This window comes from Tolumonas auensis DSM 9187 (assembly GCF_000023065.1).
Lineage (GTDB): Bacteria > Pseudomonadota > Gammaproteobacteria > Enterobacterales > Aeromonadaceae > Tolumonas > Tolumonas auensis.
This window is the reverse complement of sequence record NC_012691.1, coordinates 153,399-167,500: the sequence shown is the minus strand read 5'-3', so window position 1 is coordinate 167,500 and position 14,102 is coordinate 153,399. Positions and strand designations below refer to the sequence as shown.

At 47.8% G+C, this 14,102-nt stretch carries 17 protein-coding genes (1 of these 17 only partly in view); 6 read left to right on the top strand and 11 right to left on the bottom strand.

The annotated features are described in order from the left end of the window. The 7 genes in view from aroE to TOLA_RS00795 are tightly spaced (at most 46 nt apart) and all read right to left on the bottom strand, a layout consistent with a single transcriptional unit that may run on beyond the window. Window positions 1-454, bottom strand: partial view of a shikimate dehydrogenase gene (gene aroE, locus TOLA_RS00825; protein ID WP_012728389.1) — the 5' portion only. Its footprint begins 368 nt before the window's first position; only the first 454 of its 822 coding nucleotides appear in the window; the start codon lies at window positions 452-454; the stop codon falls past the left edge of the window. Window positions 455-498: 44 nt separating this feature from the next. Next, the gene (gene tsaC, locus TOLA_RS00820) at window positions 499-1,059 is read right to left on the bottom strand and encodes an L-threonylcarbamoyladenylate synthase type 1 TsaC (RefSeq protein ID WP_012728388.1); all 561 of its coding nucleotides are present in this window, start codon (window positions 1,057-1,059) and stop codon (window positions 499-501) included. 37 nt (window positions 1,060-1,096) lie between these two features. Further along, the gene (gene purE / locus TOLA_RS00815) at window positions 1,097-1,600 is read right to left on the bottom strand and encodes a 5-(carboxyamino)imidazole ribonucleotide mutase (RefSeq protein WP_012728387.1); all 504 of its coding nucleotides are present in this window, start codon (window positions 1,598-1,600) and stop codon (window positions 1,097-1,099) included. Window positions 1,601-1,646: 46 nt separating this feature from the next. After that, the gene (locus tag TOLA_RS00810) at window positions 1,647-2,219 is read right to left on the bottom strand and encodes a DNA topoisomerase family protein (RefSeq protein WP_012728386.1); all 573 of its coding nucleotides are present in this window, start codon (window positions 2,217-2,219) and stop codon (window positions 1,647-1,649) included. A gap of 22 nt (window positions 2,220-2,241) precedes the next feature. Beyond that, window positions 2,242-2,715 carry a DUF494 family protein gene (locus TOLA_RS00805; protein ID WP_012728385.1) on the bottom strand — a complete coding sequence of 158 codons (474 nt, stop codon included), beginning with the start codon at window positions 2,713-2,715 and terminating at the stop codon, window positions 2,242-2,244. Between the two features lie 2 nt (window positions 2,716-2,717). Then, window positions 2,718-3,842, bottom strand: coding sequence for a DNA-processing protein DprA (dprA, locus tag TOLA_RS00800; protein WP_012728384.1), 1,125 nt, complete (start codon window positions 3,840-3,842; stop codon window positions 2,718-2,720). Beyond that, entirely contained in the window at window positions 3,823-4,734 is a 912-nt protein-coding gene (locus TOLA_RS00795) for a LysM peptidoglycan-binding domain-containing protein (RefSeq protein ID WP_245534220.1), read from the bottom strand. Before TOLA_RS00795 ends, dprA begins: the two co-directional genes overlap by 20 nt. Before the next feature lie 283 nt (window positions 4,735-5,017). Between TOLA_RS00795 and def the strand changes: the two genes are divergently transcribed. From def to TOLA_RS00770, 5 genes are read left to right on the top strand one after another with little or no spacing between them, the layout of a single operon-like run. Then, the gene (gene def, locus TOLA_RS00790) at window positions 5,018-5,521 is read left to right on the top strand and encodes a peptide deformylase (RefSeq protein ID WP_012728382.1); all 504 of its coding nucleotides are present in this window, start codon (window positions 5,018-5,020) and stop codon (window positions 5,519-5,521) included. 17 nt (window positions 5,522-5,538) lie between these two features. Beyond that, window positions 5,539-6,483, top strand: a complete 945-nt coding sequence (gene fmt, locus TOLA_RS00785; protein WP_012728381.1) for a methionyl-tRNA formyltransferase — start codon at window positions 5,539-5,541, stop codon at window positions 6,481-6,483. Between the two features lie 21 nt (window positions 6,484-6,504). Beyond that, the gene (gene rsmB / locus TOLA_RS00780; RefSeq protein ID WP_012728380.1) at window positions 6,505-7,806 is read left to right on the top strand and encodes a 16S rRNA (cytosine(967)-C(5))-methyltransferase RsmB; all 1,302 of its coding nucleotides are present in this window, start codon (window positions 6,505-6,507) and stop codon (window positions 7,804-7,806) included. Beyond that, the gene (gene trkA, locus TOLA_RS00775; RefSeq protein ID WP_012728379.1) at window positions 7,803-9,179 is read left to right on the top strand and encodes a Trk system potassium transporter TrkA; all 1,377 of its coding nucleotides are present in this window, start codon (window positions 7,803-7,805) and stop codon (window positions 9,177-9,179) included. Before rsmB ends, trkA begins: the two co-directional genes overlap by 4 nt. Before the next feature lie 5 nt (window positions 9,180-9,184). After that, complete coding sequence (locus tag TOLA_RS00770; RefSeq protein ID WP_012728378.1) at window positions 9,185-10,627, top strand: TrkH family potassium uptake protein; 1,443 nt, start codon at window positions 9,185-9,187, stop codon at window positions 10,625-10,627. Between the two features lie 60 nt (window positions 10,628-10,687). Here the strand turns inward: TOLA_RS00770 and TOLA_RS00765 are convergent, their stop codons facing one another. Continuing rightward, entirely contained in the window at window positions 10,688-11,143 is a 456-nt protein-coding gene (locus TOLA_RS00765) for an Rrf2 family transcriptional regulator (RefSeq protein ID WP_012728377.1), read from the bottom strand. Window positions 11,144-11,358: 215 nt separating this feature from the next. Here TOLA_RS00765 and trmL point away from each other — a divergent pair, with 215 nt between their 5' ends. Next, window positions 11,359-11,823, top strand: coding sequence for a tRNA (uridine(34)/cytosine(34)/5-carboxymethylaminomethyluridine(34)-2'-O)-methyltransferase TrmL (trmL, locus tag TOLA_RS00760; RefSeq protein ID WP_012728376.1), 465 nt, complete (start codon window positions 11,359-11,361; stop codon window positions 11,821-11,823). A gap of 48 nt (window positions 11,824-11,871) precedes the next feature. On the opposite strand, the gene lexA is transcribed toward trmL, so the two are convergent. The 3 genes from lexA to TOLA_RS00745 all read right to left on the bottom strand — a co-directional run bounded on the left by lexA (window position 11,872) and on the right by TOLA_RS00745 (window position 14,032). After that, window positions 11,872-12,492, bottom strand: coding sequence for a transcriptional repressor LexA (lexA, locus tag TOLA_RS00755; RefSeq protein WP_012728375.1), 621 nt, complete (start codon window positions 12,490-12,492; stop codon window positions 11,872-11,874). Window positions 12,493-12,578: 86 nt separating this feature from the next. Beyond that, a complete protein-coding gene (gene ubiA, locus TOLA_RS00750) occupies window positions 12,579-13,439 on the bottom strand; it encodes a 4-hydroxybenzoate octaprenyltransferase (protein WP_012728374.1) in 861 nt (286 codons plus the stop codon). Between the two features lie 2 nt (window positions 13,440-13,441). After that, a complete protein-coding gene (locus TOLA_RS00745) occupies window positions 13,442-14,032 on the bottom strand; it encodes a chorismate--pyruvate lyase family protein (RefSeq protein WP_148210402.1) in 591 nt (196 codons plus the stop codon). Between the last annotated feature and the right edge of the window lie 70 nt (window positions 14,033-14,102).

The following is a 14,102-nucleotide window of genomic DNA, read 5'->3' as shown; positions in this document are numbered from 1 at the left end:
TCCGGTTAGCAATAACGATTTCGGAGGGACGTTGCTCCAGTAATGGCCCAATTACACCACGGCAAGCACCACCAGCCCCCAGTAACAGGATTTTTTTCCCGGCAAGTTCTTCCAGATGATATTTCAGATCCTGTACCAAACCGGCACCGTCCGTGTTATCACCCAGTAAAAGGCCATCATCAGTTAACTTTAATGTGTTTACAGCACCAGCAAGTTTCGCACGCGGAGACAGCTGATCTACTAACTGAAAAGCTTGCTCTTTGAATGGCACAGTAACATTTGCCCCCTTTCCGCCCTCTGCAAAAAAACGACGGATAGAACCAACAAAATCATCAACTGGTGCCTCGATCTTTTCATAGGTCAGCAGTTGTTGTGTCTGACGGGCAAATAATGTGTGAATGAACGGCGATTTACTGTGGTTAATCGGATTACCAAAAACAGCATAACGATCCATGGAGTGCCTCTTTGTTATCAACGGGATCACAACAACAGAAACGGCTATCCCGCCCGGATGAGTTGATTGGTGATCACATCACGGATTTCTGAAGGGTTGGTTTGCTTACCTACATCACCCGGCAATATATAGTCTATTCTCCCGGTGAGTTGGGAGCGAACATCTTCTACGGTACGGCAAGGCGGAAGTGACGTCAGATTCGCGCTGGTCGATACCATTGGCTTACCATACATCAGACACAGCGCCTGAACCTGAGGATGTGCACTGATCCGTACCGCTAATGAACTGAACTGTCCGGTTAACCATTTAGGTGTTGAGATTTTTGCCGGGAAAACCCAGGTATATGGACCGGGCCAGCTTTTTTGCGCCCGCTGCAGCTGTTCTTCGGTGAGCAGACTGACATCAAGATACGGGGCCAGTTGTTCCCAGCTTGCAGCAATCAGAATAAGTCCTTTCTCGATCGGGCGTTGTTTTATCTGCAGTAGCTTATGAACGGCAGTCTCATTATCAGGATCACAGCCTAAACCGAAGACAGCTTCAGTTGCATAGGCGATGACACCGCCGGATCGCAGGATTTGACATGCTTGTTGTAAGTTTTCCGTCATTAACAATAAAGGCGACTTGCGTCGCCTTCCTTCATAATTATTTCAGTTGTGCTTGCAGTGCAGCATCTTTTGCCATGACTTCTTCAGCATTTTTCTGACGCTCAGCTTTCACTTTGGCAGCCAATGCATCGTCAGCTACTGCCAGGATCTGCGCAGCCAGATAACCCGCATTTTTTGCCCCGGCTTTACCAATAGCAACAGTTGCAACCGGTACACCGCCAGGCATCTGAACGGTAGACAGCAGAGCATCCATACCCTTCAATGGACCACCATCAATTGGTACACCGATAACAGTGCGAGTGGTAATACCGGCAACTGCGCCAGCCAGATGAGCAGCCAGACCCGCAGCACAGATAAAAACTTTACACCCACGGGCTTCAGCATCAGTCACATAGGCATGAGTAGCAGCGGGAGTGCGGTGTGCAGATGTCACTTTTACTTCATAGCGGATATCGAATGATTTCAATACCTCAAGGGTAGACTGCATAACCGGGAAATCGGAATCGGAGCCCATCAGGATCGCTACAAATGGATTTGACATGAGAAGTTCTTCCTTGCTTCGAGTTACTGAGTGATAGTGAGTCGCATTATAGTGATTCAGCGCTGTAGTTACAGTCCTTTTGTGGACAACAAAAACGGATACCCTGCCGCGTTCGTTTTTCAACCAAAAGACTAAAACCACACTGAGGACATGCCTTCGCTATCGGTTTGTCATTAATGGCGTACTTACATTTAGGATAGTTGCTGCAGGCGTAAAAAGTTTTACCATAACGTGACGTTTTTGCCTGTAATTGCCCCTGCTGACAAACAGGGCAGTCAGGTAGTAGCGATGTATCGGCCAGGGTCGTATTGTTTGTTTCAATGTGTGAACATTCCGGGTAGCCAGTACAGCCAATAAATAAACCAAAACGCCCTTTTTTAATTGCCAGTAGTTTTCCGCATTCCGGACAACTTGAGTCCTCTAATATTTTCTCTATCAGAACATTCTGTTGCTGTAAGGGACGCATGAACTGACAGTCGGGATAATTTTCGCAACCAAGAAATAAGCCGTGTTTACTTCTGCGTAATGACAGCGCACCACCACACTCCGGACAAAGGCGATATTCCTTATCCAGAGCGTGTTCCTGCGCAGTAAACAATGTGGTGTCGATTTTACTCATTGTGCAATATCAGCATTCTGTGTTACTGGATCGTGATTGCTTCTGGTTCAAACATCAGCTCCTCCATCTGGTGGCAGGCATTTTCACCACCAGGCAGATTAAACAACACCATCATGACGACCCATTTAAGATCATCCAGTTCAATTTCCGGTGAATCCAGCTCCATCAGGCGTTCAATCACAATTTCCCGTGTATCACAGTTCAGCACACGGATCTGTTCCAGGAATAGCAGGAAACCCCGACACTCGGTGCTTAATTTAAGCATCTCTTCGGAAGCATAAATACGGAAAGAATCAGAGGCACAGGCAGTATATTCTGGTGCATCTTCACTATCATGTAATGCAGCTAATTGTTCAAGCCAGGATAATGCTTTGTAAATTTCGGGTTTCTGAAAGCCGGCACGAGTCAGCTCGTCGGTCAGGGCATCCTGATCGACCATAAAGTCCAACTCACTTTGCACATATGTTTCGAACAGGTACATTAAGACATCAAACATGATCAGGCACTCCTCGTTCGCACATAACCACCCGGTACTGACAAAATTAATCCTTCTAATTCGAGTGTGATTAATTCCGTCATCACCTCCTGAACAGGTAACCTACTGGTAGCAGCGATCACATCGATCGACGTTACCTCATCACTTCTTACGTTATCTAACAATCGATAAAATGGCAAATCAGATAAAGGTTCTTCCGCGATAGGTCCCGTTTCTCCATAATGCTCTACCATCCGGGGGAAAATACCTATTTCTTCTATTATATCGGCAACATCACAAACAAGTTTTGCACCCTGCTGAATTAATCTGTGACAACCTCTGGCATTTAGATTGTTTGATCTTCCTGGTACGGCGAAAACTTCCCGATTTTGTTCCAAGGCACAGCGGGCAGTGATCAGCGAACCACTTTTTTCTGCTGCTTCAATGACGAGAGTACCAACCGTCAATCCACTGATAATCCGATTACGCCGGGGGAAATATTCTGCGCGGGGTAAGGTTTCCGGGAAAAACTCTGAAATCAGAGCACCACCCTGTTCCAGGATCTGGCTGGCCAGCCGTTTATGCTTAGCCGGATACACATGCCTCAGCCCGCAGCCCTGAACCGCAATGGTCCGGCCACCTTGCTGCAGTGCGGTTTGATGACTAACCGCATCAATGCCGGATGCCAATCCGGATGTAATGGCAAAACCCTGGCGAACTAACTCACTGGTAAAAGACTGCGCAGCATCACGGCCATCCTGAGTGGGTCTTCTTGATCCCACAACCGCCAACTGCTGCTGATTTAACACAGCCAGATCACCGGCAACAAACAGAACCAATGGTGCACCAACAACATTACGTAATAAAGCTGGATAGGACGGATGATCAAAATGCAGAATATAACGGCTGGTTTCGTCAGCCCAATCAATGATTGGTTTATATGTTTCAGGAGAAAAATCAAACCAACGCTCAATCTGCTGCTGATTCCAGCCACAATCAGATAATTGAGATTGAGAAAGCGCGGTAATGGGAAACTGTTGTAATAATTTGGCCCCTTTGACGGGGCCAATACCTGGAATATTAGTTAGATGTAACCACAGCGCCAGTTCATTTTGAGATAACGATTGCTCAGGGATTTTCCACCGCATAACCAGCCCGCACTATAGCCCGACTATTCATCACTATGGCTAAACTGGTTTTCTGATAGACTTTAACGATCATTACTTCACCAATATGATCAGCGCGCAAGGTTGTTTTTTTCTGCAATTTCTCGCCTGCTGTACCATCTTGTTCATAAATAACGTTATCCGGCCCATTATCCACCACCTCAGCCCCCGGACGAACAATACCGAAAACATCGCCGGGTTTCAGGTTTTCCCGAGCCCCTTTGTCAATAATGACAGTGTCATAACGTCCGACATAAGTACTCTTCATCGGTATATCAATGACATGTGCTGGTTTGGATAAATTACCGGCTTGCGGAACAAAAAAAGCATCGATACTGCTTTCACTCAGCATTGGCAGCAAACGATCGCCTCGGCGGATTTCACTAAAACTGGAAAGAACTTCAACAGAAGTGATATCCGTGTCATACAGCTCTTTTGGCTGCACCACACCCACCAGCTCCAGTTGCCGTCCTAACTCTTCGCCTGTCTGCTCATCTTTATAGACATTACCAATACGATATACACCATAGTTGGTATTCAAGTCCGGTTTACCGCGGACATGTAGCGTCTGTCCCTGAGACATGAAAATACTGGTATCATCATTTTCTCCCAGGACATACGGCATATGCTCAAGATCTACATTTGAATCAGCGACCATATCCGCACGCAGGAACTGAGATATGTCCGAATATTCGACGGTTGAGACAGGGCCTTGTTTCTCTTCAATGCGCATCTTTGGCGTTAAGGTAATAACTTTCTTTCCGCTGCGGGCATCAGAGCTGTCCAGAACCAATTTGGGCTGACCATTAACCCAGGTCAGACGCAGACGATCGCCCGGATAGATCCAGTGCGGATTTTTAATCTGCTTGTTCATATCCCACAACCTTGGCCATAACCAGGGCTTAGTCAGAAATCGTCCCGAAATGTCCCACAGCGTATCGCCTTTCTGAACGACATATCTGTCCGGGTGATCCTTCTTCAAGGCCAACGTATCGGCACTCACTTGAAAAGCAAACAATGCAGACATCAAAAAAATCGAGATATAACGTGGTTTCATAATCATCCCTGTCCCCGTTTATGCCGGACGGCTGTTATTTTCGACGCCAGCCGACTAAAATCAGGCTGACAGTTACGATATGTGAGTATTAATTAATTATATGGCTACTCTGGACGTTTTACGTTTTCCTGATGAACGGTTGCGAAAAATTGCTACACCGATCGAAAAAATCACTTCAGACCTTGAGCATATCATAGAGGATATGTTTGAAACTATGTATCTGGAAGAAGGGATTGGGCTGGCTGCGACACAGGTCAACATTCACAAGCGGCTTGTAGTCGTTGATACTTCAGAAAATCGCGATCAACCGATGGTTTTTATTAATCCGGAACTGATCGAAAAACGTGGTGAAACAGGAATTGAAGAAGGGTGTCTGTCTGTACCAGAATGCCGGGCTTTTGTACCACGAGCCGAATGGATCAAGGTTCGGGCATTGGATCGTCACGGAGAACCGTTTGAAATAGAAGCCGATGGTTTACTGGCTATCTGTTTACAACATGAGATGGATCATTTAGTCGGCAAACTATTTGTTGATTACCTGTCACCACTGAAACGGCAGCGTATCCGGCAAAAACTGGAAAAACTGGCGCGTAATGAACGTTAATCCTGATGGAATCACCTGTGCATAATCTTCGTATTGTATTTGCCGGAACACCTGATTTTGCAGCTAAACATTTGCAGGCATTGCTGAATGCTAATCTGCAGGTGGTTGCTGTTTATACGCAACCAGACAGACCTGCTGGCCGTGGAAACAAACTGACCCCTAGCCCGGTCAAAATATTAGCTGTTGAGCACAATATTCCTGTTTTCCAGCCTGAAAATTTCAAAAGTGCAGAAGCTCAGCAGGAGTTAGCAGCCTTAAAACCGGATTTGATGGTCGTCGTTGCCTATGGTCTGTTATTACCGCAACAAGTACTAGATACGCCACGGTTAGGCTGCATTAATGTGCATGGCTCCCTGTTGCCAGGCTGGCGCGGCGCGGCGCCCATTCAACGGGCTATCTGGGCCGGAGATCCGGAAACAGGGATCACTATCATGCAAATGGATGCGGGCTTAGATACCGGTGATATGTTGCATAAAATGGTATGCCCAATCACACCAGAAGATACCAGCGCGTCTTTATATGAAAAACTGGCGATAGATGGTCCTGAAGGCATGCTGTTTACTATTCAGCAGATAGCAGATGGCACCGCCAAACCTGAAAAACAAAATAACGAACTGGCGACCTATGCCAAAAAATTGAGTAAAGAAGAAGCATGCATTAACTGGCAGCAGGATGCCGCGTTTATTGAACGTTGTATCCGGGCTTTCAATCCATGGCCCGTCAGTTACTTCAAACTTGCCGATCTGAATATCAAAGTCTGGAAAGCAGAAGTATTGCCAAATACCGCTCAGCAATCTCCGGGAATGATCATTCAGGCAAGCAAAGCCGGGCTGGATATTGCAACCGGCAACGGTATGTTACGGATAAAACAACTGCAACTGCCAGGTAAAAAGGCCATGTCATTTGCCGATGTGTTGAATGCACGTCAGGATTTGTTCCTTCAAGGCAATATTCTGCCTTAATTATTCCGAGAATGGTAAGTTATGAAAATTCGGGCTACCGCAGCTAAAGTTATTTTTCAGGTGGTGGAGCAGGGCCAGTCCCTATCCTCTGCATTGCCCGTGGCACAGCAGTTGATCGCCGCCAAAGACCGGGCGTTATTACAGGAGATCTGCTACGGGACATTGCGCTGGCTGAACCGGCTGGAGTTTATTGCTGACCAGTTACTCGACCGGCAACTAAAGGGAAAACATCGTTCCCTGCATTATCTGATTCTGGCCGGCCTCTATCAGCTGTTTTATACCCGTATCCCGCCGCATGCTGTATTAGCAGAAACGGTAAATGCCTCCGGATTACTCAATGGCGACAGCTTCCGGAAATTAATTAATGGTGTACTGCGTAATGCTCAGCGTCAACAGGAAGAATTACTGCAGGCAGCTGACAAAAATGAACCTACCCGATTCAGCTATCCCCGCTGGTTACTGAAAAAGATCAAACAATCCTGCCAATATGGTTATGTATCGGTCTTGCAGGCAGGAAATGAATATCCTCCGATGTGGTTACGCGTCAATCTGAGTAAACAGTCACGGGACGAATATCAGCGACAGCTGGCAGCAGTGGAGATTCAAAGCACGCCTCATGCCAGTTGTGAATCTGCTTTGTTGCTGGAAAAAGCCTGTGACGTTAGCAAATTACCCGGTTTTGCTGATGGCGCCTGTTCAGTGCAGGACGCAGCGGCGCAGCATGCGGCCTGGTTACTGGATCCACAGCCAAACGAATTGATTCTGGATGCGTGCGCCGCACCGGGCGGAAAAACTGCGCATATACTGGAAAGACAGCCTGCACTCAAACAATTAGTTGCGGTAGACAGTGATGCTAACCGACTGTCAAGGGTTGCAGAAAATTTACAACGCATCCAATTAGAGGCTACGCTGATCAATGGCGATGCCAGTCATCCTGAGCAGTGGTGGCAAGGTCCGCAATTTGATCGCATATTATTAGATGCACCCTGCTCTGCTACCGGCGTGATCCGACGGCATCCGGATATTAAATGGTTACGCCGGCCGGAAGATATTGCAGAGTTGGCTCATTTACAGCACGACATTTTGAATGCCATGTGGCAACAATTAAAACCAGGTGGCACATTGCTGTATGCAACCTGTTCAATCTTATCTGACGAGAATAGCTCACAGATTAAGTCTTTCCTGGAGAGAACCGCTGATGCGATTCATGTTCCACTGAATGAAAAAGATACAGCACTACAGCCTGGCTGGCAGATTCATCCCGGAGAACAGCATATGGATGGCTTCTTCTACGCCAAATTGACTAAACAGGTGACGGTATGAAGATCATTATTGTCGGCGCCGGGCAGGTTGGTGGCACACTGGCAGAAAACCTGGTTGGGGAAAACAACGAAATCACACTGGTCGATACCGATGCGGTGCGATTACGCGAGTTACAGGATAAATATGATCTGCGAGTGATCTGCGGTCCCGGTTCATATCCGAGTGTATTACGGGAAGCCGGTGCTGATGATGCTGATATGCTGGTTGCAGTAACCAGCAGCGATGAATGCAACATGGTCGCCTGTCAAATAGCCTATTCGCTGTTTAATGTGCCGAATAAAGTAGCCCGCATTCGCTCTCATGCTTATTTGTCCGCCCGGGAAACCCTGTTTAAAGGCGAGGTTTTCCATATTGATCATCTGATCTCACCGGAACAGTTAGTCATTGAGTATATGCGCCGATTAATTGAGTACCCGGGAGCCCTGCAGGTCGCTGATTTTGCCGGCGGGCGTCTGGGACTGGTGGCAGTCAAAGCTTATTATGGCGGGCCATTAGTCGGCAATGCACTGGCCACACTGAAAGAGCATATGCCCAACATAGATACGCGTGTGGCGGCCATTTTCCGCCAGGGCCGCTCGATCCGTCCGCAGGGTACCACCATCATTGAGGCCGATGATGAAGTGTTCTTTGTGGCGGCTTCTGGTCATATCCGTGCTGTTATGTCTGAGTTACAACGACTGGAAAGCCCTTACCGCCGGATCATGATTGTCGGCGGCGGTAATGTCGGTGCCGGTCTTGCCCGTCAACTGGAAGGCCGCTACAGCGTAAAACTGATCGAACGGAATGCAGAACGCGCTGAAGTATTATCCGAGATGCTGGAGGAAACCATCGTCTTCTGTGGCGACTCTGCAGATCAGGAACTGTTACTGGAAGAACACATCGAACAAATCGATGTCTTTATTGCCGTCACCAATGATGATGAAGCCAATATCATGTCAGCCATGCTGGCGAAAAAACTGGGTGCCCGTAAAGCCATTGTGCTGATCCAGCGCAGTGCTTACGTCGATCTGGTTCAGGGTGGCACGATTGATATTGCTGTCTCTCCGCAACAAGCTACTATCTCGGCATTGCTGACTCACGTTCGCCGGGCCGATATTGCCAACGTATATTCGCTACGGCGCGGAGTTGCTGAAGCGATTGAGGCCATTGCGCATGGTGACGAACATACCTCTAAAGTAGTCGGACGTTCGATTGGTGAACTGAAGTTGCCACCGGGAGCCACTATCGGCGCCATAGTCCGGGGAGATGATGTTTTGATAGCGCATGACTCTACTGTTATCCAACAGGATGACCACGTGGTAATGTTTTTAGTCGATAAAAAACATATTCCCGAGGTTGAACGTCTATTTCAGCCAAGCCCGTTCTTCTTGTAGGTCGTATGATTAATTTTAAATCCATCACTTTCGTCATTGGTCTGACGCTGTCAAAACTGGCATTGTTTATGTGGCTGCCATTATTGATGGCTTTTTTCAGTGGTACGGCAGGCACGGCGGAGTTTTTGGCTGCTGCGGTATTAACGCATATTGTTTCGTTGCTGTTCATCAGACTTGGCTATCAGCAGGCTTTTCGTCTGAGTGTCAGGGATATGTTCGTCATGACCAGTCTCATCTGGCTGGTCTCTTGTGCTTTCGCGACATTACCCTTCATATTCCTCAGCAAACTGAGTTTTACTGATGCCTATTTTGAAGCCATGTCAGGTTTGACAACCACAGGCTCAACCGTAATGCAGGGGCTGGACAAAATGCCACCGGCGATTCTGCTGTGGCGATCTTTGCTGCAATGGTTAGGCGGTATTGGTTTTATCGTTTTAGCTGTGGCCGTCTTACCCTATCTGAATGTCGGTGGCATGAAACTTTTCCAGATGGAATCGTCTGATAGATCAGAGAAAGATTCACCTCGTATGTCCAATGTTGCCCGCAACATTCTGATCGTCTACCTGATGCTGAGTCTCATTTGTTGCCTTGGCTATTGGTTTAGCGGAATGTCATTGTTTGATGCGATTAATCATGCCATGACAACATTAAGCACCGGGGGTTTTTCTACCCGGGATGCTTCAATGAGTGCGTTTTCCCCACAAGCACAATGGATAGCAAGTGGCTTCATGTTTCTCGGCGGCCTGCCGTTTATACTTTATGTGCAAAGTCTCCGGCGTCGTGAGGGATTAATCTTTCGTGACGCCCAGGTGCGGGGTTTTTTCTGGCTGGTCATCACCGCAAGTCTGATAATGAGTATTTGGCTCTGGCACTCTGACGTTTTCAGTTTTGAAGATGCATTACGGATTACAACCTTTAACGTTATATCCGTTCTTACCACAACAGGATATGGCCTGACCGACTTTGGCACATGGAGTTACATGACCTCAGTGTTGTTTGTATTTCTGATGCTGTTTGGCGCTTGTTCTGGATCAACTGCCGGTGGGCTGAAATTATTCCGTATCCAAATCGCCGGAGCATTATTTCAAAAACAGGCGCGTCAACTGATGCACCCGGCCGGTGTTTTTCCACAGAAATACAATGGTCGTCCGGTTAATGATGCGATTGTACGTTCCATTGTAGCTTTTGTTCTTGGTTATCTGACGGTCATCATTGTGAGTGCAATATTGCTCGGCATGCTCAATCTACCGCCTCTGGAAGCGATTAGTGGTGCCATTACTGCTGTTGGAAATGTGGGGCCGGGATTCGGTAGTACGATTGGTCCTTTGGGTAATTTCACCTCGCTACCGGATGCGGCCAAATGGATTTTATCGGCTGGAATGATGATGGGCCGCCTGGAAATACTGACGGTGGCAGTACTGCTCTTCCCTTCTTTCTGGAAGGACTAAAACAGCACACACACAAAAAAGCCACATCATCCGGATGTGGCTTTTTTCTAAAAGCAAATTTTATTCCGTACGAACCGTTGTCACCGGGATCTCAAGCCCAAGCAAGCCACACATCTGCTCTTCATCCCGAACCAGATCGGCCAGAGTAAATTCAGATAAAACGCCCATGAATGCGCGCATCGCTTTACGCATAATCGCCTGGAAACGACAACCAGGAGCTAACCGGCAGCCTTCCCGCTGACAGTCTAATAAGCAGCTGACATTTTCCATATCCGCGATCAGGTTACCCAGATTAATATCCCGGGCTGAACGAGCCAGACGAATACCACCATGTTTTCCACGAATGGTGTCAATGTAGCCTTTCATACCCAGTTGATGTACGATTTTAACGACATGATTACGAGAAATAGAAAACCGATCAGCCACTTCAGTAATCGTGGATAATTGTTGATCTGGTTGTAAAGCCAGAAAAACCAGCGTCCGTAACGCGTAATCCGTAAATAAAGTCAGCTGCATATACTATCTTTCTACTCACTCAGAATTCATCTCACCAGCACATACCAGGATGAGATAACAACGTTTAGATATGCGATAATACAGTGTGCTGTTCTTTTGCTTCTTGATAAAAGATCAATTTTTAGCAAAGTTATCCACATTTTTGTCGATTATCTGACAGCAATGACGGCCATCGACTATCCACCACCAACCTGAATAATTAACCTTGGTCAGCTATGTTACACATTGCGTTGTATGAACCTGAGATCCCGCCTAATACAGGCAATATTATTCGCCTCTGTGCCAATACCGGATATTTTTTACATTTGATCGAACCCATGGGATTCGCCTGGGATGACAAGCGGCTCCGGCGGGCAGGTCTGGACTATCACGAGTTTGCAGAGATCAAGCGCCACGCCAATTTTGAAAACTTCCTGAGCACGATAGGCAATGCACGAATCTTTGCCTGTACCACGAAAGGTAAAGCTTATCCTTCTGAGGCCGGTTTTATAGCAGGGGATGTATTGCTGTTTGGCCCGGAAACCCGCGGTTTGCCGATGTCGATCATTGAAAGTTTGCCTGAAGCGCAGCGCCTGAGAATTCCAATGCTGCCTCAAAGTCGCAGCATGAATCTCTCGAATGCGGTATCTGTGTTCGTCTATGAAAGCTGGCGTCAGCTGGGTTTTCCCGGTGCAGTCTAGACGGAGAATACAGTGAGCCAGACCATCTCCGGCTCACTGTGAGACAAATTACAGCCAGTTTCCGTTACGGATCACGCCGACTGCCAGCCCTTCGATACTTAAATTTTCCTGCGTCAGATCGACAACAATCGGCTGTAACTCTTCGTTTTCCGGCAATAACTGTACGATATGACCTTTACGCTCGAACCGTTTAACCGTCACTTCGTCGTCACCCACCCGGGCGACAACAACCTGCCCATTGTTTGCCTGGGTTGTCTTATGAACCGCCAGCAAGTCACCATCCAGAATACCGATGTTTTTCATACTCATACCATGCACCCGCAACAGAAAATCTGCCCGGGGATGGAACAATGAACCATCGATCTGGTAATGAGTTTCGATATGCTGCTGTGCCAGGATTGGCTCTCCGGCCGCAACCCGCCCGATCAGAGGCAATCCTTCGTCTTCTTCAGGCTCATCAGTCAGTAGCTGAATGCCGCGGGAAGTGCCAGGCATCATACGGATAACACCTTTACGGGCTAATGCCTTCAGATGTTCTTCCGCCGCATTCGCAGATTTAAAACCAAGCTCGGAAGCAATTTCAGCGCGTGTCGGCGGCATACCTGTTTGTTGTACCGCAGAACGAATGAGAGCCAGCACTTCGGCTTGGCGTGGGGTAAGTTGCTTCATGAGATAAGCCTGTGTTTTTATACAGATAACTGTGAGTATATACAGTTATCTGTATAAAAACAAAGAGTGATCATGAAACTTTAGCGTCAGCAGGCCAGCATGATCCCGGCAAAAATCAGCATCCCGACCCAGTTATTATTCAGGAATGCACGAAAACAGGCATCTCGCTGCCGGTGACGGATCAGCCACTGTTGATAAATAAACAGCCCTGCCGCCAGTAACAGAGAGAAGTAATAACTCACTGTAAGCTGCTCCAGCCAGCCGATGATTGCCAGCAGGGTCAGCGTGCCCAGTTGCAGCAGAGCGATATACAGCCGATCATTCTGTCCGAAAAGAATGGCGGTCGATTTCACGCCAATCTTCAGATCATCATCGCGATCGACCATGGCGTACATAGTGTCATAGGCGATAGTCCACACCAGGTTCGCCAGGAACAGCAGCCAGGTGGTAACCGTTAGTTGTCCGACGACCGCCCCGTATGCCATCGGTATTGCCCATGAAAAAGCCATTCCCAGCACCACCTGAGGCAATGAGGTGACACGCTTCATGAAAGGATAAATTGCCGCCAGCAGCAACCCGCCAACCGAGAGATAAATCGTGAACTGATTCAGTTGCCAGACCAGAACAAATGCGATCAACACCAGTAACAGGAAAAACAGCAGCGCCCGGACAGCCGTAAGGCGACCGGCGGGTAAAGGCCGGGAAGCGGTTCTTTTGACATAACCGTCAAACTTGCGATCGGCATAATCATTGATAACACAGCCGGCAGAACGCATGACGAAAACGCCGGCGGTAAAAATAAGCAGCAATGAAAAAGACGGAACTCCGGCAGATGCCAGCCACAGCGCCCACAATGTCGGCCATAACAACAATAATGTGCCGATAGGTTTATCCAGCCGGGCTAATTGCCAGTATGGCTGCCATTGTGCGGGTATCACCGACATCATGTTTACACTCCATACATCGGGTGTTCAGGAAGAAATACTTCTGTCAGCAACAGCCGGCAGGAGCGGAACTGTAACTCACACCGTCGCCCCCAGAGAGGCCGGGTCTGGATACATCCCCAACGTGGCAGCATCTGGCAGAATTCAGCACTTGTCGCAAAATCAGCTATGTCAAAGCATCGGACATTACTCTGCTCTTCCGCAAACAGCAGTTGTCCCAGTGGCTGAGTTGACCAGTTCAGCAATTCGGACTCTTTCTGAAGCTGACAGGCATCAACCTGGGTCAGCCCCCAAATCCAGGGACGTTCTCCGTCAGATAACAGTACCTGACGCACCAGTTGGGATGTATCCTGATCTTTTGACTGCCAGCCTGCAGTCAGTAATTGCAATGACAAAGTATTGGTGTGTTGCTGCAATCTTGCCGTTAACGAACCGGGATCCAGCAGCCAGTCAGTCTGTTTTTTTTCCAGCATGAGCGCTGAAGCAGAAGACCAGCCAAGATCATCTAAACTGCTGACATGGAGCAATGGCGCTCGTTGTTGCGGAGCAATCTTGCCTGACGAGCTGGCGTTTGCCTTGAGCAATTGACTAACCACCAAATTTAACCGTTGATCTGAACAAACCCGTTATACCCTATTTTTCATCTGATCCTGAAATCATTACTAA

Coding starts and splice junctions, on each gene's coding strand:
- tsaC (WP_012728388.1), bottom strand. CDS start 1,059: ATGACGGAAAACTTACAACAAGCATGTCAAATCCTGCGATCCGGCGGT.
- purE (WP_012728387.1), bottom strand. CDS start 1,600: ATGTCAAATCCATTTGTAGCGATCCTGATGGGCTCCGATTCCGATTTC.
- TOLA_RS00810 (WP_012728386.1), bottom strand. CDS start 2,219: ATGAGTAAAATCGACACCACATTGTTTACTGCGCAGGAACACGCTCTG.
- TOLA_RS00805 (WP_012728385.1), bottom strand. CDS start 2,715: ATGTTTGATGTCTTAATGTACCTGTTCGAAACATATGTGCAAAGTGAG.
- dprA (WP_012728384.1), bottom strand. CDS start 3,842: ATGCGGTGGAAAATCCCTGAGCAATCGTTATCTCAAAATGAACTGGCG.
- TOLA_RS00795 (WP_245534220.1), bottom strand. CDS start 4,734: ATGAACAAGCAGATTAAAAATCCGCACTGGATCTATCCGGGCGATCGT.
- def (WP_012728382.1), top strand. CDS start 5,018: ATGGCTACTCTGGACGTTTTACGTTTTCCTGATGAACGGTTGCGAAAA.
- rsmB (WP_012728380.1), top strand. CDS start 6,505: ATGAAAATTCGGGCTACCGCAGCTAAAGTTATTTTTCAGGTGGTGGAG.
- trkA (WP_012728379.1), top strand. CDS start 7,803: ATGAAGATCATTATTGTCGGCGCCGGGCAGGTTGGTGGCACACTGGCA.
- TOLA_RS00770 (WP_012728378.1), top strand. CDS start 9,185: ATGATTAATTTTAAATCCATCACTTTCGTCATTGGTCTGACGCTGTCA.
- TOLA_RS00765 (WP_012728377.1), bottom strand. CDS start 11,143: ATGCAGCTGACTTTATTTACGGATTACGCGTTACGGACGCTGGTTTTT.
- trmL (WP_012728376.1), top strand. CDS start 11,359: ATGTTACACATTGCGTTGTATGAACCTGAGATCCCGCCTAATACAGGC.
- lexA (WP_012728375.1), bottom strand. CDS start 12,492: ATGAAGCAACTTACCCCACGCCAAGCCGAAGTGCTGGCTCTCATTCGT.
- ubiA (WP_012728374.1), bottom strand. CDS start 13,439: ATGATGTCGGTGATACCCGCACAATGGCAGCCATACTGGCAATTAGCC.